At 68.5% G+C, this 18966-nt stretch carries 17 protein-coding genes; 15 read left to right on the forward strand and 2 right to left on the reverse strand.

The genetic code is table 11. The features are described from left to right. The first annotated feature begins 36 nt into the window (after positions 1-36). The 13 genes from carA to ACIBH4_RS15995 all read left to right on the forward strand — a co-directional run bounded on the left by carA (position 37) and on the right by ACIBH4_RS15995 (position 13776). Positions 37-1314, forward strand: coding sequence for a glutamine-hydrolyzing carbamoyl-phosphate synthase small subunit (gene carA / locus ACIBH4_RS15935; protein ID WP_362507137.1), 1278 nt, complete (start codon positions 37-39; stop codon positions 1312-1314). Then, the gene (gene carB, locus ACIBH4_RS15940; protein WP_362507134.1) at positions 1307-4603 is read left to right on the forward strand and encodes a carbamoyl-phosphate synthase large subunit; all 3297 of its coding nucleotides are present in this window, start codon (positions 1307-1309) and stop codon (positions 4601-4603) included. The genes carA and carB overlap by 8 nt, the downstream gene beginning before the upstream one ends. A 25-nt stretch (positions 4604-4628) precedes the next feature. Continuing rightward, on the forward strand, positions 4629-5504 hold the full coding sequence (locus ACIBH4_RS15945; protein WP_386208732.1) for a dihydroorotate dehydrogenase electron transfer subunit: 876 nt from the start codon (positions 4629-4631) through the stop codon (positions 5502-5504). Further along, positions 5494-6468 (forward strand): dihydroorotate dehydrogenase, encoded by a 975-nt coding sequence (locus ACIBH4_RS15950; RefSeq protein WP_350948042.1) that lies wholly within the window; start codon positions 5494-5496, stop codon positions 6466-6468. Before ACIBH4_RS15945 ends, ACIBH4_RS15950 begins: the two co-directional genes overlap by 11 nt. Continuing rightward, positions 6465-7178: an orotidine-5'-phosphate decarboxylase gene (gene pyrF / locus ACIBH4_RS15955; RefSeq protein WP_362507126.1), complete on the forward strand. Its 714-nt coding sequence runs from the start codon at positions 6465-6467 to the stop codon at positions 7176-7178. The genes ACIBH4_RS15950 and pyrF overlap by 4 nt, the downstream gene beginning before the upstream one ends. A 539-nt stretch (positions 7179-7717) precedes the next feature. Continuing rightward, positions 7718-8041 (forward strand): integration host factor, actinobacterial type, encoded by a 324-nt coding sequence (gene mihF / locus ACIBH4_RS15960; protein ID WP_350948044.1) that lies wholly within the window; start codon positions 7718-7720, stop codon positions 8039-8041. 194 nt (positions 8042-8235) lie between these two features. Continuing rightward, complete coding sequence (gene gmk, locus ACIBH4_RS15965) at positions 8236-8808, forward strand: guanylate kinase (protein WP_362507309.1); 573 nt, start codon at positions 8236-8238, stop codon at positions 8806-8808. A 12-nt stretch (positions 8809-8820) separates the two neighbouring features. After that, a complete protein-coding gene (gene rpoZ / locus ACIBH4_RS15970; RefSeq protein WP_030909981.1) occupies positions 8821-9084 on the forward strand; it encodes a DNA-directed RNA polymerase subunit omega in 264 nt (87 codons plus the stop codon). A 10-nt stretch (positions 9085-9094) separates the two neighbouring features. Continuing rightward, entirely contained in the window at positions 9095-10327 is a 1233-nt protein-coding gene (gene coaBC, locus ACIBH4_RS15975) for a bifunctional phosphopantothenoylcysteine decarboxylase/phosphopantothenate--cysteine ligase CoaBC (RefSeq protein ID WP_362507121.1), read from the forward strand. Positions 10328-10440: 113 nt separating this feature from the next. Further along, positions 10441-10836 carry a hypothetical protein gene (locus ACIBH4_RS15980; protein ID WP_362507118.1) on the forward strand — a complete coding sequence of 132 codons (396 nt, stop codon included), beginning with the start codon at positions 10441-10443 and terminating at the stop codon, positions 10834-10836. 258 nt (positions 10837-11094) lie between these two features. Beyond that, positions 11095-12282 (forward strand): methionine adenosyltransferase, encoded by a 1188-nt coding sequence (gene metK, locus ACIBH4_RS15985; protein ID WP_362507115.1) that lies wholly within the window; start codon positions 11095-11097, stop codon positions 12280-12282. Positions 12283-12433: 151 nt separating this feature from the next. Continuing rightward, positions 12434-12640, forward strand: coding sequence for a hypothetical protein (locus tag ACIBH4_RS15990; RefSeq protein WP_362507112.1), 207 nt, complete (start codon positions 12434-12436; stop codon positions 12638-12640). A gap of 218 nt (positions 12641-12858) precedes the next feature. Next, positions 12859-13776, forward strand: a complete 918-nt coding sequence (locus ACIBH4_RS15995) for a TIGR03619 family F420-dependent LLM class oxidoreductase (RefSeq protein WP_362507109.1) — start codon at positions 12859-12861, stop codon at positions 13774-13776. A 212-nt stretch (positions 13777-13988) separates the two neighbouring features. On the opposite strand, the gene ACIBH4_RS16000 is transcribed toward ACIBH4_RS15995, so the two are convergent. Next, entirely contained in the window at positions 13989-14465 is a 477-nt protein-coding gene (locus ACIBH4_RS16000) for an ATP-binding protein (RefSeq protein ID WP_362767348.1), read from the reverse strand. Between the two features lie 230 nt (positions 14466-14695). Between ACIBH4_RS16000 and ACIBH4_RS16005 the strand changes: the two genes are divergently transcribed. Then, complete coding sequence (locus tag ACIBH4_RS16005) at positions 14696-16261, forward strand: hypothetical protein (RefSeq protein WP_362767351.1); 1566 nt, start codon at positions 14696-14698, stop codon at positions 16259-16261. A gap of 87 nt (positions 16262-16348) precedes the next feature. Continuing rightward, a complete protein-coding gene (locus tag ACIBH4_RS16010) occupies positions 16349-16810 on the forward strand; it encodes a hypothetical protein (RefSeq protein WP_362767353.1) in 462 nt (153 codons plus the stop codon). Position 16811: 1 nt separating this feature from the next. On the opposite strand, the gene ACIBH4_RS16015 is transcribed toward ACIBH4_RS16010, so the two are convergent. Beyond that, positions 16812-18806, reverse strand: coding sequence for a hypothetical protein (locus ACIBH4_RS16015; protein WP_362767356.1), 1995 nt, complete (start codon positions 18804-18806; stop codon positions 16812-16814). Between the last annotated feature and the right edge of the window lie 160 nt (positions 18807-18966).

Raw genomic sequence — 18966 nt, forward strand, 5'->3', positions numbered from 1 at the left:
TCGCGGAGCTGTAACCGAGATGATCGGGGTGTGTGAGTGACCGCAGTGCTAGTCCTGGAAGACGGGCGCGTCTTCCACGGGACCCCCTACGGCGCCGAGGGCGAGACCTTCGGCGAGATGGTCTTCAACACCGGGATGACCGGCTACCAGGAGACGCTGACCGACCCGTCGTACCACCGCCAGATCGTCGCGATGACCGCGCCCCACATCGGGAACACCGGGGTCAACGACGAGGACCCGGAGTCGTCGAGGGTGTGGGTGGCCGGATACGTGGTCCGTGAGCCCGCCCGGGTGGCCTCCAACTGGCGCTCCAACCGTTCCCTGGACGACTACCTCAAGGAGCAGGGCGTCGTCGGCATCGCCATCACCGGCACCCGCGCCCTCACCCGCCACCTGCGGGAGCGGGGGGCGATGCGGGCCGGGGTCTTCTCCGGCAAGGCCCTGGCGCCGGTCGAGGAGCTGCTGGAGCGGGTGCTGGGCAGCCCCGCGATGGAGGGCGCCGACCTGGCGGGCGAGGTCTCCACCTCGAAGCCGTACGTCGTGCCCGCGATCGGTCCCAAACGGTTCACCGTGGCCGCCGTCGACCTCGGTATCAAGGCGATGACGCCGCACCGGATGGCCGAGCGCGGCTGCGAGGTGCACGTGCTGCCCGCCTCCGTCACCGCCGAGGAGATCCTCGCGATCGGCCCCGACGGGGTGTTCTTCTCCAACGGTCCCGGCGACCCCGCCACCGCCGACGGCCCGGTCGAGGCGCTTCGCGGCGTCCTCGACGCGGGCGTGCCGTTCTTCGGCATCTGCTTCGGCAACCAGCTCTTCGGACGGGCGCTCGGGCTGGGCACCTACAAGCTGCGCTACGGCCACCGGGGCGTCAACCAGCCGGTGCAGCACCGGGGCACCGGCAAGGTGGAGATCTCCGCGCACAACCACGGCTTCGCGGTACGCGCACCGCTGGAGGGCGTGTTCGACACGCCGTACGGACCGGCGGAGGTCAGCCACGTCAACCTCAACGACGACTGCGTCGAGGGGCTGCGGCTGCTTGACCGCCCGGCGTTCAGCGTCCAGTACCACCCCGAGGCCGCGGCGGGCCCGCACGACTCGGCCGGCCTGTTCGACGACTTCTGCGCGTTGATGGCGGGCGGAGTGGCCGGCGAGGGACGAGTCGTCCGCGGAGCCGGCGAGGAGCCGGGCGCGACCATGAGCACGGAGCGGTTGAGGGGACGAGCGGGCGGAGTGGCCGGCGAGGGACGAGTCGTCCGCGGAGCCGGCGAGGAGCCGGGCGCGACCATGAGCACGGAGGGAAGCAAGGGTGCCTAAGCGTACGGACATCCAGTCGATCATGGTGATCGGCTCAGGGCCGATCGTGATCGGCCAGGCCTGCGAGTTCGACTATTCGGGCACCCAGGCCTGCCGAGTGCTGCGCGCCGAGGGCTTCCGCGTGATCCTCGTCAACAGCAACCCGGCGACGATCATGACCGACCCCGAGTTCGCCGACGCCACCTACGTCGAGCCCATCACCCCCGACATCGTCGAGAAGATCATCGCGAAGGAGCGGCCCGACGCGCTGCTGCCCACCCTGGGCGGGCAGACCGCGCTGAACGCCGCGATCTCCCTGTACGAGGCCGGGATCCTGGACCGCTACGACGTCGAGCTGATCGGCGCCGACGTCGACGCCATCCAGGCGGGCGAGAACCGCGAGCTTTTCAAGGGCATCGTGGCCAAGGTCGCCGCCGAGCGCGGCCTCAACGCCGAGTCGGCGCGCTCGTTCGTCTGCCACACCATGAACGAGTGCCTGGCCGCCGCGCACGAGCTGGGCTACCCGCTGGTGGTGCGTCCCTCCTTCACCATGGGCGGGGTGGGTTCCGGCTTCGCCCACGACGAGGAGGAGCTGCGCCGCATCGCCGGGGCGGGCCTCGACGCCTCGCCGACCACCGAGGTGCTCCTTGAGGAGTCCATCCTCGGCTGGAAGGAGTACGAGCTGGAGGTCATGCGCGACCGGGCCGACAACGTGGTGATCGTCTGTTCGATCGAGAACATCGACCCGATGGGCGTGCACACCGGCGACAGCGTCACCGTCGCCCCCGCGCTCACGCTGACCGACCGCGAGTACCAGAACATGCGCGACGTGGCCATCGCGGTCATCCGCGAGGTCGGCGTCGACACCGGCGGCTGCAACATCCAGTTCGCCGTCGACCCGCGCACCGGCCGCATGGTCGTCATCGAGATGAACCCTCGCGTCTCGCGCTCCTCGGCGCTCGCGTCCAAGGCCACCGGCTTCCCGATCGCGAAGATCGCCGCCAAGCTCGCCATCGGCTACACCCTGGACGAGATTCCCAACGACATCACGAAGGAGACCCCCGCGTCGTTCGAGCCCTCGCTCGACTACGTCGTGGTCAAGGTGCCGAGGTTCGCGTTCGAGAAGTTCGCCGGCGCCGATCGGACCCTCACCACCCACATGAAGTCGGTGGGCGAGGCGATGGCGATCGGCAGGTCCTTCCCAGAGGCCCTGCAGAAGGCGCTGCGCTCGCTGGAGAAGAAGGGCGCCTCCTTCACCTGGGCGGGGGAGCCCGGCCCCAAGGACGAGCTCCTGGCCGCCTGCCGCGTTCCGCACGACGGGCGCCTGTTCACCATGCAGCAGGCCATCCGCGCCGGAGCCACGATCGAGGAGCTGTCGGAGGCGACCTCCGTCGACCCCTGGTTCCTCGACCAGCTCTTCGCGATCGACGCGATGGCCGCCGAGCTGCGCGAGGCGCCACAGCTCACCGCCGAGGTGCTGACCGGGGCCAAGCGGTACGGGTTCAGCGACGCGCAGATCGCCGAGCTGTGCGACATGACCGAGCCGCGGGTGCGCGACCTGCGCCACGCGCTCGGCGTCCGCCCGGTCTACAACACCGTCGACACCTGCGCCGCCGAGTTCGCCGCGCAGACCCCCTACCTGTACTCCACCTACGACGAGGAGACCGAGGTCCCCTACGGGGAGCGTCCCAAGGTCCTCATCCTCGGCTCGGGACCCAACAGGATCGGCCAGGGCATCGAGTTCGACTACGCGTGCGTACACGCCTCCTTCGAGCTGTCGTCGGCCGGATACGAGACCGTCATGGTCAACTGCAACCCCGAGACGGTCTCCACCGACTACGACACCTCCGATCGCCTCTACTTCGAGCCGCTCACCCTGGAGGACGTCCTGGAGGTCGTCCACGCCGAGCAGCAGACCGGTCCCGTGGTGGGCGTCATCGTCCAGCTCGGCGGCCAGACCCCGCTCGGCCTGGCCCAGGCGCTCAAGGACGCCGGAGTCCCGATCGTCGGCACCTCGCCCGAGTCGATCCACCTCGCCGAGGAGCGCGGTGCGTTCGGCAGGGTGCTGGCCGAGGCGGGCCTGCCCGCGCCCAAGCACGGCGTCGCGGTGACGGAGGAGGAGGCGCTGGCCATCGCCGCGGAGATCGGCTACCCGGTGCTGGTGCGACCCTCCTACGTGCTGGGCGGCGCCGGCATGGCCATCGTCTACGACGACGACACCCTGACCTCCTACATGGCCAAGGCCGGCGCGGCGAGCGACCATCCGGTGCTGGTGGACAAGTTCCTCGACGAGGCCGTGGAGATCGACGTCGACGCCCTGTTCGACGGCGAGGAGCTCTACCTCGGCGGCGTGATGGAGCACATCGAGGAGGCCGGAATCCACTCCGGCGACTCGGCGTGCTCGCTGCCGCCGATGACGCTGGGTGGCTACGACATCAAGCGCATCCGCGCCGCCACCGAGGCGATCGCCCGAGGAGTGGGCGTGCGCGGCCTGCTCAACGTGCAGTACGCCATGTCCGCCAACATCCTGTACGTGCTGGAGGCCAACCCCCGCGCGAGCCGCACCGTCCCGTTCGTCTCCAAGGCCACGGCGGTGCCGCTGGCCAAGGCGGCGGCCAGGGTGATGATGGGCGCCACGGTGGCCGAGCTGCGCGCCGAGGGCCTGCTGCCCCCGACCGGCGACGGCGGCACCATGCCGCTGGACGCGCCCATCGCGGTCAAGGAGGCCGTGCTGCCGTTCAACCGCTTCCGCGGCGTGGACATCGTGCTCAGCCCCGAGATGCGCTCCACCGGCGAGGTGATGGGCATCGACGAGTTCTTCGGCACCGCCTACGCCAAGTCGCAGGCCGCCGCGTACGGCTCGCTGCCCACCAAGGGACGGGCGTTCGTCTCGGTGGCCAACCGCGACAAACGCGCCATGATCTTCCCGGTCAAGGCGCTCGCCGACCTCGGCTTCGAGATCCTCGCCACCGAGGGCACCGCCGAAGTGCTGCGCCGCAACGGCGTCCATGCCAAGATCGTGCGCAAGCACAGCGAGGGGACGGGCCCCGAAGGCGAGCAGACCATCGTCCGGCGCATCCTGGACGGGGAGGTGGACCTCATCGTCAACACCCCCTTCGGCAGTCCCGGCCAGGCGGGACCGCGCCTGGACGGCTACGAGATCCGCACCGCCGCGGTGCTGCGCGCCATCCCCTGCATCACCACCGTCCAGGGGCTCGCCGCGGCCGTACAGGGCATCCAGGCGATCGTCCGCGGCGACATCGGCGTACGGTCACTCCAGGAGCACGCGAAGCGTTTGCGGAGCGGTTGAGGAGCGGGCCGGTGCCTTAGCGGAGGTGAGGGAGACGCCTGTTACCCCGGTACAGGTGACCGGCACGGTGCTGACGACGCGCCGCGTCGACGCCTACCATGCGCTGACCGTGGTGGCGCCCGGCATCGCCGAGCGCTTCCGGCCCGGCCACTTCGTCGGGGTGGCCGTCGGCGGGGTCCGGACGTCGATGCTGACGCGCCGTGCCTTCTTCGTCCACGACGTCAAGCCCGACTACGGGGGTACGGTCGAGTTCGTCTTCTCCGTGCGGGGCCCCGGCACGGCCTGGCTCGCCGAGCGCCGCGCCCGCGACACCCTCGACCTGGTGGGCCCGCTCGGCCGCCCGTTCCCGCTGCCCAGGGACCCGGTGACCTGCGTCCTGGTCGGCGCCGAGCACGGTGCGGCGACGCTGTTCACCGTGGCCGACGCCCTCCAGGGGCGCGGCTGCCGCGTCGACTTCGTCCTCGGCGCGGTCTCCGCCGACCGGGTGTTCGGCGCCCTGCGCGCCAGGAGGATGGGGGAGACCACCACGCTCACCACCGAGGACGGCTCCCTGGGCATGCGCGGCAGGGTGACCGACGTGCTGCCGGGAGTGATCGCCGACGTGCGGGCCGACGCCGTCTACGCCTGCGGCCCGATGCCGGTGCTGCGCGGCGTCACCGCGGTCGCGGTCGAGTTCGACATCCCCGTCCAGGTGGCCGTCGAGGAGGGCATGGCGTGCGGGATCGGCGTGTGCATGACGTGCGTGCTGCCGGTGATCGGGGACGACGGTGTAACCCGGATGGTGCGCTCGTGCGTCGAAGGACCGGTCTTCAGGGGCGAGCGCGTCCGCTTCGACGACGTCGGCACGATCCCGTTCGACGCGCTGGGAGCACCCGGTGGGGGAACGCGGCATGCCGGTTGACATGCGGACGTACCTGGGGCACGTGGAGCTGGTCAACCCCGTCACCACGGCCGCCGGGTGCGCGGCGTCCGGCTCCGAGCTCGCCCAGTTCTTCGACCTGGCCAGGATCGGCGCGCTGACCACCCGGTCGATCACGATGGCCCCCAGAGCGGGCCGTCCGACCCCGAGGATGGCCGAGACGCCCTCGGGCATGCTCAACGCCGTCGGGCTCCAGGGGCCGGGCGTGGACGCCTTCCTGGAGCGTGAGCTGCCCTGGCTGTCGCAGCGGGGCGTACGGACCGTGGTGTCCATCGGCGGCGGCACCGTGGCCGAGTACACCGCGCTGGCCCGCAGGCTCACCGACGCGCCCGGCGTCACCGCCGTGGAGGTCAACCTGTCGTGCCCCAACATCGAGGACCGCGGCCGGGTCTTCGCCCGCGACGGCGCCGCCTCCGCGGAGGTGATCGCCTCGGTGCGCTCGGTGATGCGGTACGACGTGCCGGTGGTGGCCAAGCTCTCCCCGGACGTCATGGACATCGTGAGCGTCGCCCGCGCGTGTGTGGACGGCGGCGCCGACGCGCTCTCGATGATCAACAACCCGCTCGGCATGAGCATCGACACCGAGGCGATGCGCCCCACGCTCGCGGCGGTCACCGGTGGCCTGTCGGGACCGGCTATCCGTCCGCTGGCCGTACGCTGCGTGTGGCAGGTCCACGCGGCCCTGCCCAGCGTGCCCATCATCGGCATGGGCGGCGTGCTGACCGGCAGGGACGCCTTCGAGCTCATCCTCGCCGGCGCCTGTGTCGTCGCCGTGGGGACGGCACTGTTCCACGACCCCTACGCCTGCCTGCGCATCCTCCGCGAGCTGGAGGAGCTTCTGGCGGCCCGGGGGTTCCACCGGCTGGCCGACGCGGTCGGACTGGCCCACCGCCCGCCGGGGGCGTCCACCCGGCACCGGATAGATCTTGAGGAGAGTTCCCTGTGAGGCCCGCACCCATCGCCGTCGCCCTGGACGCGCCAGACCTCGAGACCGCGGCCCACTGGGCGAGCCTGGTGACCCCGCATGTCACCACCGTCAAGGTCGGGCTGGAGCTCTATCTCCGCTACGGCCCCGACGTGATCGCCTCCGTCCGGGGGGCGAGCGGAGTGCAGGTCTTCCTCGACCTGAAGCTCCACGACATCCCCAACACCGTCGCGGGCGCCGCCAGGGCCGTTGCCAGGCTCAAGCCCGCCATCCTGACCGTCCACGCCGCCGGCGGCCCCGCGATGATCCGGGCGGCCGTGGAGGCGATGCCCCACACCCAGATCGCGGCGGTGACGCTGCTCACCTCCCTCTCGGAGGCCGACCTGGACCAGATGGGTGTCAAGGGCTCCTCCGAGGACGCCGTGCGCCGTCTGTCGGCGCTGGCCGTCGCCGCGGGCGCCCAGGCCCTCGTCTGCTCGCCACGCGAGGTCGCCGCGGTGCGCGCCGAGGTCGGGCCCGACATCACCCTCATCACCCCCGGTGTCCGCCCCGTAGGCGCCGAGAGCCAGGACCAGGCGAGAGTGGCCACTCCCGAGCAGGCTCTGGCCGACGGGGCCGACCTCCTCGTGATCGGCCGCCCGATCACCGGCTCCGCCGACCCCGGCGCGACGGCCGCGGGCATCGCCGCCGCCCTGCGGCGGGTTTCGGCCACCACGGGGCATCGCGCCTGAGGACGGCCGGCATTCCGTCGGGTGTTCGTGGGTGGGGACGATCCGGGATCTGCCGGGTGTTCGCGGGTGGGGTCGTTCGAAAGGCCGGCCGGGGTCGCGGTTGGATTCGGAGAGCGCCGGGCGTCGCGGACGAAGGTTTGGAAGCCATCGGGTGTCGCGGGTGGGGTTTGAGGCCGCCGGGTGTCGCGGGTGGGGTTTGAGACCGCCGGGCGTCGCGGACGGGGGTCCGCAGCCCTCGAGCGTCGCGGGTGGGGTAACGCCGGAAACCACCCGGCTCCCCGCGTGAGGCGATGCGGGAAACCGGCCGGTTTCGCGTGCCAGGGGGCGTGGGAGACCGTCGAACGTCGCGGGTGAGACAACCCCTGAAAACTCGGCGATGAGAGCAGTTTTGTCAACGGAAAGCGACATGGCAAGCACACAAAGTCACGAAGTAGATTTTCTAGGGGGATAAAGTGGCCTTGACGTTGCTTGAAGCGCCATGACCAGCTAGTTTCCCATCCCGTCCGAGTACATCGACAGGAAATTCGAGGTGACCCGGCGTGGCTCTTCCTCCCCTTACCCCTGAGCAGCGCGCCGCAGCCCTAGAGAAGGCTGCCAAGGCCCGCCGAGAGCGTGCCGAGGTGAAGAACCGCCTGAAGCACGGTGCGGTCTCTCTGGCTGAGGTGCTCAAAGACGGGCAGGCCGACGACGTCATCGGCAAGATGAAGGTTTCGGCTCTTCTGGAGTCGCTTCCCGGCGTGGGCAAGGTCCGCGCCAAGCAGCTCATGGAAAAGCTCGGCATCGCAGAGTCCCGCCGTGTGCGGGGTCTGGGTACGAACCAGCGAGCTTCGCTCGAGCGTGAGTTCGGCGGGGCCGAGAGCTAATCTCGGTTCATACGACCACGCTCGCCCCGCATGGGGGACGGCATCACGGGGGGTTTGGAGTGACCGCAACGTCGTGGTCCGACGAGAGTCGGACTCCGGAGGCAACCGCCGAGGGCGGGGCCGGTCGCTCCACATCCCCGGCCGTAGGTCCGGAGAGGGCGCGAGCCTTCCCCGGGCTCCCGGCAGGTAAGCGCCTGACGGTCCTGTCCGGGCCGTCGGGTGTCGGCAAGTCCACGGTCGTCGCCGAGCTTCGGCGGGCACACCCGCAGGTGTGGCTGTCGGTCTCGGTGACCACCAGGAAGCCCCGTCCGGGGGAGACCCACGGCGTCGAATACTTCTTCGCCGACGACGAGGAGTTCGACCGCCTCGCCGCCTCGGGCGAGCTGCTGGAATGGGCCGAGTTCGCCGGTAACCGGTACGGAACCCCGCGCGGCCCCGTGATCGAGAAGCTTGAGGCCGGGGTGCCCACACTGCTGGAGATCGACCTCCAGGGCGCCAGGCAGGTCCGCGCGACCATGCCCGAGGCCCTGCTCGTCTTCCTGGCGCCCCCGACGTGGGGTGAGCTGGAGAAGCGCCTGCGAGGCAGGGGCACCGAGCCCGAGGACGTCATCGCCCGCCGCCTGGCGGCCGGCCGGATCGAGATGGCGGCGGAGCAGGAGTTCGACCTGACGCTCGTCAACACGTCCGTCCAGGACGTATGCCATCGGCTGATAGCCTTGTTGGCTGATGCTCCCGAGGATTCGCGCCTCGGACGTTCACCTAGCTAGGGGAAATCACACGTGGCAACCAGCGCCGCCTACTCCGAAGGCATCACCAACCCGTCGATCGACGCCCTGCTCGACATCGTCGACAGCAAGTACAGTCTCGTGATCTTCGGCTCCAAGCGGGCGCGTCAGATCAACGCCTACTACTCCCAGTTGGGCGAGGGTCTGCTCGAGTACGTGGGCCCGCTCGTCGAGACCCACGCGCAGGAGAAGCCGCTGTCCATCGCGCTGCGCGAGGTCAGCGAGGGCCTGCTCACCTCCGAGCCGATCGAGGGCTGAAGCCACCTCGATGCGGACCCCCGAAGAAGCCGGGCCTCCTGACAGGCCCAGGGTCGTCCTCGGCGTGAGCGCGGGCATCGCCGCCTACAAGGCGTGTGAGCTGCTGCGCCTGTTCACCGAGTCGGGCCACGACGTGCGCGTCGTCCCGACCAGGGAGGCTCTCCGCTTCGTCGGCGAGCCGACCTGGGCCGCGCTGTCCGGCAACCCGGTCACGACCGATGTCTGGGAGTCCGTGCACGAGGTTCCGCACGTCCGCATCGGGCAGGGCGCCGACCTGGTGGTCGTCGCGCCGGCCACCGCCGACGTGCTCGCCAAGGCCGCCCACGGGCTGGCGGGCGACCTGCTGACCAACACCCTGCTCACCGCGCGCTGCCCGGTGGTGTTCGCCCCCGCGATGCACACCGAGATGTGGGAGCACCCCGCGACCCGCGCCAACGTGGCCACGCTCCGCGAGCGCGGCTCGATCGTCGTCGATCCCGCCGTGGGCCGCCTGACAGGCGCCGACACCGGCCCCGGCCGGCTGCCGGACCCCAAGGAGATCTTCGAGGTCTGCCGCCGTGTCATCGCCGGGCGTCCGGCCGATCTCGCCGGTCGCCGTCTGGTGATCTCCGCCGGGGGCACCCGCGAGGCCATCGACCCGGTCCGTTTCATCGGCAACCGCTCCTCGGGCCTGCAGGGTTACGCGCTGGCCCGCACGGCCGTCGCCCGAGGGGCCGAGGTCACCCTGGTGGCCGCCAACGTCGCCCTGCCCGATCCGGCGGGAGCCAGGGTCGTCCGGGTCGAGTCGGCCCTGGAGCTGCGTGACGCGGTGCTGGAGGCGGTGGAGGGCGCCGACGCCGTGGTGATGGCCGCCGCTGTCGCCGACTTCCGGCCCTCGGTACGGAGCGGATCGAAGATCAAGAAGACCGCCGGCGAGCCTGACGCCATTTATCTAGTGAAAAATCCAGACATTCTGGCGGAGTTGGGTGAGCGGCGCCGCGAGGGCCTCAAGCCGTACCCGCGAGTGATCGCGGGGTTCGCGGCCGAGACCGACGACGTCCTTGCCAACGGGCGGGCCAAGCTCGCCCGCAAGGGCTGCGATCTCCTCGTCGTCAATCAGGTCGGTGACGGCCTCGCCTTCGGCACACCCGACAACGCGGCCGTTGTTCTGGTCGCGGACGGGGAGCAGGTCGACATCCCGCGTGGGCCCAAGGAGTCCCTCGCCGACACGGTCTGGGACCTTGTCGCCGCGCGCCTGCTCTGACCCGCGCCTCGGACGCCGACCGATACCAGGCGGCCATCTTGTCGCCGCGCGCCTGCTCTAACCTCTTGCCGTAGACCACCTCCCGGCGGATACTTCGTCCGAGATGACCTGCGATGTCGCGCCTGGGAGGGGTTTCGATCATGCCGGTCGCCGCCGCCGTGAGGGCTCGATGCCGGGCGCTGCTCCCCCCGGGTGAGGAGATCCACTACGTCCTGCCGGCGCTGTCGGTGGGAAACCCGTGCATGGCGACCTTCCTCATCGTGGTCACCGATCGCACCATCTGCGTGATCTCCACCAAGTTCTTCGATCGTGACGCGCCGACCTCGGTGTACGCCACCCACTCCCGTCGCACCCGGCTCGGCCCGCTGGAGTTCTCCATGGGCGCGGCGATCGAGCTTGGCGGGATGGTGTTCGAGATCGACGAGGAGTATGCCGCGGTGGTCGCCGCCGCTGACGCCGAGGTCTTCGCCCCCGAGACGTTACCTCCCGATCCGCTGCCCGATTTATGAGCACAGCGGGGTTTTGGCGTACTTCGTCCTTGCGTTGCGGTCGAGCGCACCTCACTGTGGCGGTCAGGGACGTTTCAAACCCGGATCCCCACGGGACAGGGCTCTTTTCCGTATGTGACCGAGACTTTAGAGTGACATGATCTGAGACGATTTCGCGGCTCCACATCAGGTGGGGCTAGAATTCGCCGGAGCGCTACTGGTGTCCGCCGACGCCAGAGCCCCCAGACGCCAGCAGCCGCTGCATGAGGAGCCACTGACTTGTCCCGTCGCCTTTTCACCTCCGAGTCGGTCACAGAAGGCCACCCGGACAAGATCGCCGACCAGATCAGTGACGCGATTCTCGACGCCATGCTCAAGGGTGACCCCAGGAGCCGAGTCGCGGTCGAGACGCTGATCACCACCGGTCAGGTCCACGTCGCCGGAGAGGTGACGACGGAGACCTATGTCGACATCCCCGGCCTCATCCGGGAGAAGATCCTCGAGATCGGCTACGACGCCTCGCACAAGGGCTTCGACGGCGCCTCCTGTGGCGTGTCGGTGTCCATCGGCGCGCAGTCGCCCGACATCGCGCAGGGCGTCGACGACGCCTACGAGAACCGTGAGGGCGAGGCCGGCGACGACCTCGACCGCCAGGGCGCCGGTGACCAGGGCCTCATGTTCGGCTACGCCTGCCGCGAGACCCCCGAGCTGATGCCGCTGCCGATCCAGCTGGCGCACCGTCTCGCCGAGCGTCTGTCGCAGGTCCGCAAGAACGGCACGGTGCCCTACCTGCGCCCCGACGGCAAGACCCAGGTCACCGTCGAGTACGAGGGCGACACGCCCGTCCGGCTCGACACCGTGGTGGTCTCCACCCAGCACGCGGCCGAGATCGACCTCAAGGAGATGCTCGCTCCCGACATCAAGGAGCACGTGGTCGACCCGGTCCTCGCCGGCCTGGAGATCGCCACCGAGGGTTACCGCCTCCTGGTCAACCCGACCGGCCGCTTCGAGATCGGCGGCCCCATGGGCGACGCCGGCCTGACCGGCCGCAAGATCATCGTTGACACCTACGGCGGCATGTCCCGCCACGGTGGCGGCGCCTTCTCCGGCAAGGACCCGTCCAAGGTCGACCGCTCGGCCGCCTACGCCATGCGCTGGGTCGCGAAGAACATCGTGGCCGCCGGTCTCGCCGACCGGGCCGAGGTCCAGGTCGCCTACGCCATCGGCAAGGCACACCCGGTGGGCGTGTTCATCGAGACCTTCGGCACCGAGAAGACCGACGTCGAGAAGATCCAGCAGGCCGTGCTCGAGGTCTTCGACCTGCGTCCGGCCGCGATCATCCGCGACCTCGATCTGCTCCGCCCGATCTACTCGGGCACCTCCGCGTACGGTCACTTCGGCCGCGAGGGCTTCTCCTGGGAGTCCACCGACCGCGCCGACGCCCTGCGCGCCGCCGCCGGTCTCTGACCCGCACGTTTCAAGACGGCCCCCGCGAACTCCTTCGCGGGGGCCGTTCGCGTTCCCGGCCCCTGTCCCGCCCGGCGGGATACCGGGAACTGGACACCAGGATCGCCGTACTGGCGGCGGACCCTGGAGAGGACGGTCCGGTCACGTTGCTGTGAGCGCTCCCCGTGACGCCGTGGAACGCCGGGCGGTGGAGATCGTCTACACCCATGCCCTTCGTGCGCTCGACGCCATGCATCTCGCCACCGCGGAGTTGGCGGCCGTGCCGCTTCTGGAGGAGCCGAGGGACAAGCTCGGCTTCGCCGGCCGTGACACCGCGCAGAGCGAGGCCGCCGCGGCACTTGGTTTCACCTCCGTCTAGAAGACCAGGGAACGCTGCCCGAGGGGACATCACAGCAAGGTCTTAAGCGGGCTTTTAGCGCCCAGAGGCCACCCCAACCCGATAGCAAATCATGTCCAAGAGGTGTCGCCTAACGTCTTCTGGACACTAGACCGGGAGCGTCCCGGTATCGAGACGCGTACGCAATACGCACCTCGGTTCCTCCCGGCTTTCCATGGCGAAGCATCAAGGAGCATCTCATGCAGATCGGATATGCAGTCCCGCAGTACGGCGCCTTCGCCGACCCCGATTTCATCCGGCAGGCCGGCGCGGATCTGGAGGCCATGGGTTACAGCAGCCTGTGGGCGGGTGATCGGATCATGTTGCCGCTCGCACCCAGCGATCCCTACCCGGGAGGAGACGGCGAGATCCCTCCGGCCTTCGCGACGTTCTTCGACCCGCTGACCGCATTGACGCTGGCCGCCGTCAGTACTCGGGAGGTCCGGCTGGGAACCAGCACGCTCAACGCGCTGTGGCAACCGCCGGTCTTGCTCGCCCGCATGCTGACCTCGCTCGACCTGCTCAGCCACGGACGGCTGGACGTCGGCATCGGTCTCGGATGGCTGCGTGACGAATACACCGCGACCGGGGTGCCCTGGCAGGGGAGGGGAGACCGGCTCGAAGAGACGCTCGACGTGATGGAGGCCGTCTGGAGCAGTGAGGTCGTCGAGCACAAGGGCACGCTTTGGACCGTGCCGCCGTCGCACATCGACCTCAAGCCCTTCCAGCGGCCGCGCCCCCCGATCCTGCTCGCCGGTTACACGCCCTCGTCCATGGAGAGGATCGGCAGGCGAGCCGACGGCTGGCTGAGCGCGGCGATACCCATGCCCTATCTGGCCTCCCTGTGGGATGTGGCGCTGCAGGCCGCGGCACGCGTCGACCGGGACCCGTCGGCCCTGCGAATGGTGGTACGCGTCAATCCGAAGATCACCGATTCTCCCGCGCCCGACGACCAGGTACCGCACGCCGGAACCGTGCGGCAGATCGGTGACTACCTGCTGACCCTCGCCCAGTTCGGTGCCCACGAGGCATTCGTCGACCTGCAGACGACGACGTCCTCGCGCGATCAGTTCCTGGACGTCGCGCATGAGCTCATCACCAGGCTGCACGCCGGCTGAGCTCGCGCGCCCAGCCCACGCTCGGCACCGTGGCACCGCAGGCGCATCCGCCCACCGGCGCCGTCCCTCCCTCGTCAGGCCGGTTTCGACAAGACGCCGGAGAGCTGTCTGGCAGAACTCCGTCCGCGCGGTCCGCCCTGTGGATCCGGAGCCTCCGACCAGCTGAAGATCCGAACTCCGAGCAGGCCCGAGTGCTCATGACGGCCCGCTCGTCATGAGTACTCGGGGGATGCGGGGCACTTCTCGCTGGTGAACTGGGCCCAGACGGCGTGACCGTGGGACCGGGTGCCCTGGCAGCCGACCCGGGAGGCGAGGGCGACGACCAGGGGAAGTCCCCGGCCACCCTCGCGGAGAAGGGTGGGGTGAAGGAGGGTGGGAACGGCGCCCTGGCCGGAGTCGTAGACCGTCACGCGAGTGACCTCGGGCCTGCGGACGACCTCGACGACGAACGTGCCGTACGGTCGCCCGCTCGCGGTGTGGCGGATCGCGTTGGCGGCGAGCTCGGCGACGACCTGCTCCGCGTCCTGGCCGAACGGGGAGTCGACCAGGAGAAACCGGACGAAGCGTCGAGCCTCGGGAACCTGGTGGGGATGGCCGGGGAAGGTCCGCCGCCAGGTCATGCCGCCGGGGCTGAGTCGTACCATCGCCTCGATGAGTTCTGGGGCCACGCCGTCGTGGGCAGTGGTCATGCGCGCTCTCCTGCTTTCCTGGTCAGGGGAAAATCGTCAGCAGAACAGTGGCCCGGCGCCCCCGTGCGGTAGCCCTCCGTGACGCCGCCGATCGGATACTCCGCGCACAGCGGCACTGACCTGCGAGAACGCCGCATCCGGCGGTCGAGGATCCCCACTTCTCCCGCGGGCTGTCATTCTCCGTGACCACAGGCATACGATCCGTGTGTGTTCGGGGAAGGGAGTCGAGGATGCCCGGAGAGGGATACCGGATCCTGCTGGGATGCAGGAGGCGCAGCGAGGCGCTGCGGGCCTGCCGCCTCACGTTCGACCAGATCGCCGGGGTGTTCGCCCTCGATCACCAGGTCAGCCCGTTGCGCCTGTACCGCTACGCCCACGGTCGCACGGCGGGCGACGTGGTGGCCGCCTACAACGACCTCGACCCCGCGGGCACCGCGACCCTGCGTGCCGCGCGCTTCTACGACTACGAGGCCTGGCCGCAGGCCGGGCGGCGTCCCGGTGCCGGGGCGATCGCCATCTTCGCCCGCATCTACCAGACCACCGCCCGCCGCCTGGTCACCGACGAGGTCTACGCCTCCTACGGGGTGCGCGACCGCGACCTGATCGACCAGACGGATCACCGTCACCTCGACGCGCACCACCGCCGCGAGGTGTCCGCACCGGCCATCCCGGGCACCAAGGGAACGAAGGCACTTCCCCCACTCGTTCCCGCGCCCGCCCGCTGTGCCGACCTGCTGCGCGCGGTCGGCGCAGAGGAGGCCGACGTGAAACGCCGCGAACTGCTCTTCGAACTCGCCCTGCTCCTGGGCGGGACACCGGCCCTGGGCCTGCTGCGCCACCTCACCCCACCGGAACGGGAACGCCTGGCAGTCGCCGCTCGGCACCAACACCCGATCGACGCGGCCACCATCAACGTGCTGGAAAATCTCACGACTCGTCTCTGGGGGATGGACGAGACGATGGGGCCTCGGCAGATCATTCCGGTAGCCGACGCGAAACGCGCCCTGGTCCAGGATCTACTCAAGCAGGGCTCCCTCGGGCCCGCCTCACGTGATCGTCTTCTTCACGTCTACTGGAGCCTCTCCCACCTCGCCGGATGGGCCCACTACGATCTCATGGACTACCAAGGTGCCGCCCAGCGGTATGAGGAAGGGCTGGCGGTAGCTCATGAGTTGCGTGCTCCCGCGCTTCTCGCCCATCTTCACAGCCTGTCAGCCAATATGGCTCTCTATCAGGGGAAGCCCACTGTCGCGATGGACCACTCCTTCGCCGCAGAAGGGTGGGCGAAGAACAGCGGCAACCGTCTGCAGCAGTCGGCCGTCTCGCTCATGACGGCCCGGATTTCCGCCGGAGTGAGGCGCGATGAGGGGGGTCTTCGCTTCCTCGATCGTGCCATCGATCTGGCAGGCGACAAGCGCAACGGATCTGACCTTCGTCACCTTTTCTGGGTCAACCCGGAGCGCATCGCCCGTCATACCGTGTTCTGTCTGGTAGAGCTCAAGCAACCTGATCGGGCGATACCTTTAGCCCAAAAGACCCTGGCCAGAGCGGATCCGAGCTGGAACCGTGAACGTGGAATCCTGTATCTCGAATACGCTACCGCGCTGATCCAGAAGCGAGAGATCCCGGAGGCGTCGGCAGCGATCGATGCCGCTGCTCAAATCACCGTGAGACACAGTTCCGCCAGACTTCTGCACTCGATACGACAGGTCCGCGCTCAGCTTCGCCCGTGGGAGGGCAACAAGAACGTCCGAGATCTGGATGAACGGTTGCGGTTGCTGTCGATCCCGATTTGACATATTCCGGCGCTTTTCCTGGAAATCGCTTGATTATCGGACATCATTGGACCTGGGTGATGTTGGACGGCGTGAACGGAGAGTTTCGTGATGCATCTTGCTTCCGCCCGCGTTGGATCAGCGGTGATCGCCGTCTTGGGGATGTTTGCCCTGGGGGCATGTTCCTCCGATCCTCCGGGGCCGACGGCGGCTCAGGCGGAGGCGACGCTGAAGGCCGACATCGACTGGTTGGTGAAGTCGACCCATGCAAAAGATGTCAAGGTGACGGACGAGGGGGGCAGGGACATTCCTTGTGGAGAGGGGAAGGCGAAGCGCACGTATGGAGTTGCCGGAGTGGACACTTCCAGTGTCGACGAGCCGGTCATCATATTCAATATGTTGACCGGCGGCCTGGGGAGACGTGGATATAAGGTTGTTTCTGTTGACTGGGAAAAGCCGAGCAATGAGTCTGTCAAGGACAAATCGCGCGTCAGAATTACTGTCGATTCTTCGCGTAAAAAACACTTCGAGCTTTTCGGTGAGACTCAATGCCTTAGGGCCTCTTTGTGAGCTACCCAAAAGGAGCGGGATTTGTTTGCGTGCTTTCCTTGGCTCCTCCGAAAGCGTTGTTGAGCCGAGTGGTCGCTTCTCCGACGGTGCTGTCGTCTCCGCTCCCGGAGCCGTTACGGATCATCCAGTCGGCAAGATTCTTCAACGCCTTCGGGTCCTTGGCCAGTTTGTCGAAGGGGAGCAGGTTGCCGTCTTTCCCGGTGATGGGAGGCTGGCTGAAGGCCGGATCGTTCGGGGGCACCGTGTAGGAGAACCCGTAGCGCTTCAACTCGTGAAAAATCCAGTATTCACGGCCAAGGGCGGCCAGGCGGTTGCTCTCCTTGAGCTTGTCCAGGCGGGTTCCTTCGATGTCCTTGTACGAGTCGATGGTCTCGCTCGCAGACTTGCTGATCATCAACCAGATCAGCTCGCCGGCCCCGTCCAGCTCTACGAGAGGACCCGAGAGGTCAAACAACGCGGCACCCCCTCCCCCGATGCCGAACCCGACGAGGTCGACGCTCAGGCCCATGAGGAAGAAGAGCCGGTCCTGCATCTCCTGGTCGTACTCATCCATTTTCCCTTGGACTTCGTTCGCGGCGGCGAACTGCATGCCGGAGACATACCCGAGGCTCGCGAAGGTGTTTGCGAGGTGCTTGATGCCTTTCCCCTGATCCTTGGCGGCCGCCGCGTCCATAAGGTGTCTGGAGAATTTGCCCAATCCCGCATTGAACGGTTTCATCCGCTCCGCCGAGTCGGCGAAGGTCTTGATGAAACGGTAGGTGTCGCCGGGGCTCAGGCGGAACTTCGGGTGCAGGCCGGCGGTGAGTGCGGCGGTTTTCTCGAACGCGCTGTCCTGTGTCCGATTGGCGTCCCCGGCGTTGGCGCCCTCGATCATTTCGGCGGGGTAGGCGCCCGCGAGCATCGACATGAAGATTCTCGCGCCCTGCGCCACCTCCATCGGCTGCCCCTCAGGATTGCGGAAGTTCGCCTCGGTCCGGAGGTTGCCCATGGTCGTCATGGCGTTGAAGGCGAATCGCACCGCCTCGGGGCCGGGGGAGCGCTTCTCGAAGACGCCGGCTCCGGCGGCGAGCATCCGGCCGAACTCCGCCTCCGGGTCGAAGGCGATCGTGTCGTGCTCGTTGGTGTAGAGCGCGACCTCCCGGTTGAGTGCGGAGAACAGATCCCTGCGATCTTCGGGAGACATGCCGTTGAACAATGCCCTGGCCGTTTCCGGATTGTTGGCCAGAGCGGACAGGAAGTGGCTCAGGTCGGCGGCCTGGCGGGTGAAGGCCCCGGCGCCGGGGGATTTCTGGGTGCGGGGACGGATCACCTCGGCGAGCCAGGTGAAGGGGAAGCTGCCGTGGCCGAGCACCAGGCCCAGGTTGGCCGCCTGTATCTTCCCGAGGTTCTCCGGCTCCCAGGACGGGCCGAGCGTTTTCGGACGCCGGGCCACCGCCGTGGCGAGGGCTTCTCCCATGGTTTTCCAGTGCTTTTTGCCGGATTCTCCGTGGTAGTCGTTCAGTTTCCTGAGCGCGGCGGCCGCGCCCTTCGGGCCGAGAGTGGCGAAGAATCCCGCGGCGAAGTCGGGGTCCTGCCGCCTCTCGGCGAGTTGGTCGAAGATCCCGTCGTAGACGTTCTTGGAGGAGTGGGGAGTCGGGTGTCCCTGGGCGGCGAGGGTCTCCGCGAGTTTCCTGCCCTCGTTGGTGGCGAGAGCACATCTCGCCAGGGTCTTCTCGTCGAAGGCGATGAGTCCTTCGCGCCCCGGTCCCGGCGTGAGGCCCGGCAGACCAGGACCGGCCAGGCTCGGGGCCCAGTCCGTCAGGAGGTCGGGCTCCTGGATCAGCTGGTTGCGTCTGCGTAGTCGCGGGATCTCCTGATCCAGCCAGTCTTCGATCTCGCGGATCGGCAGCGCCGCGGACCGGTCGGCGTCCACCGAGGAAAGCAATCGGAGGATCGCCGGGAGCTGCTCGCCCACCACTTTTCGCGCATGCTCCAGTGAGGCGATGAATCGTTCCATGAGCTCTGGATTGATTCCCGAGTATTCATCCGAAGATGACCCGTTTCCTGATGGAACAGGCGAGCTCGGTCCCATATCAAAGGTCTCCTGCCGAAGGCGCTCCACGTTTACTCTAAGCACCCGGATCGCAGCCGGACAGGAGTTCGATCGCCTGGGAGCG

Source organism: Streptosporangium sp. NPDC050284 (assembly GCF_044459525.1).
GTDB lineage: Bacteria > Actinomycetota > Actinomycetes > Streptosporangiales > Streptosporangiaceae > Streptosporangium.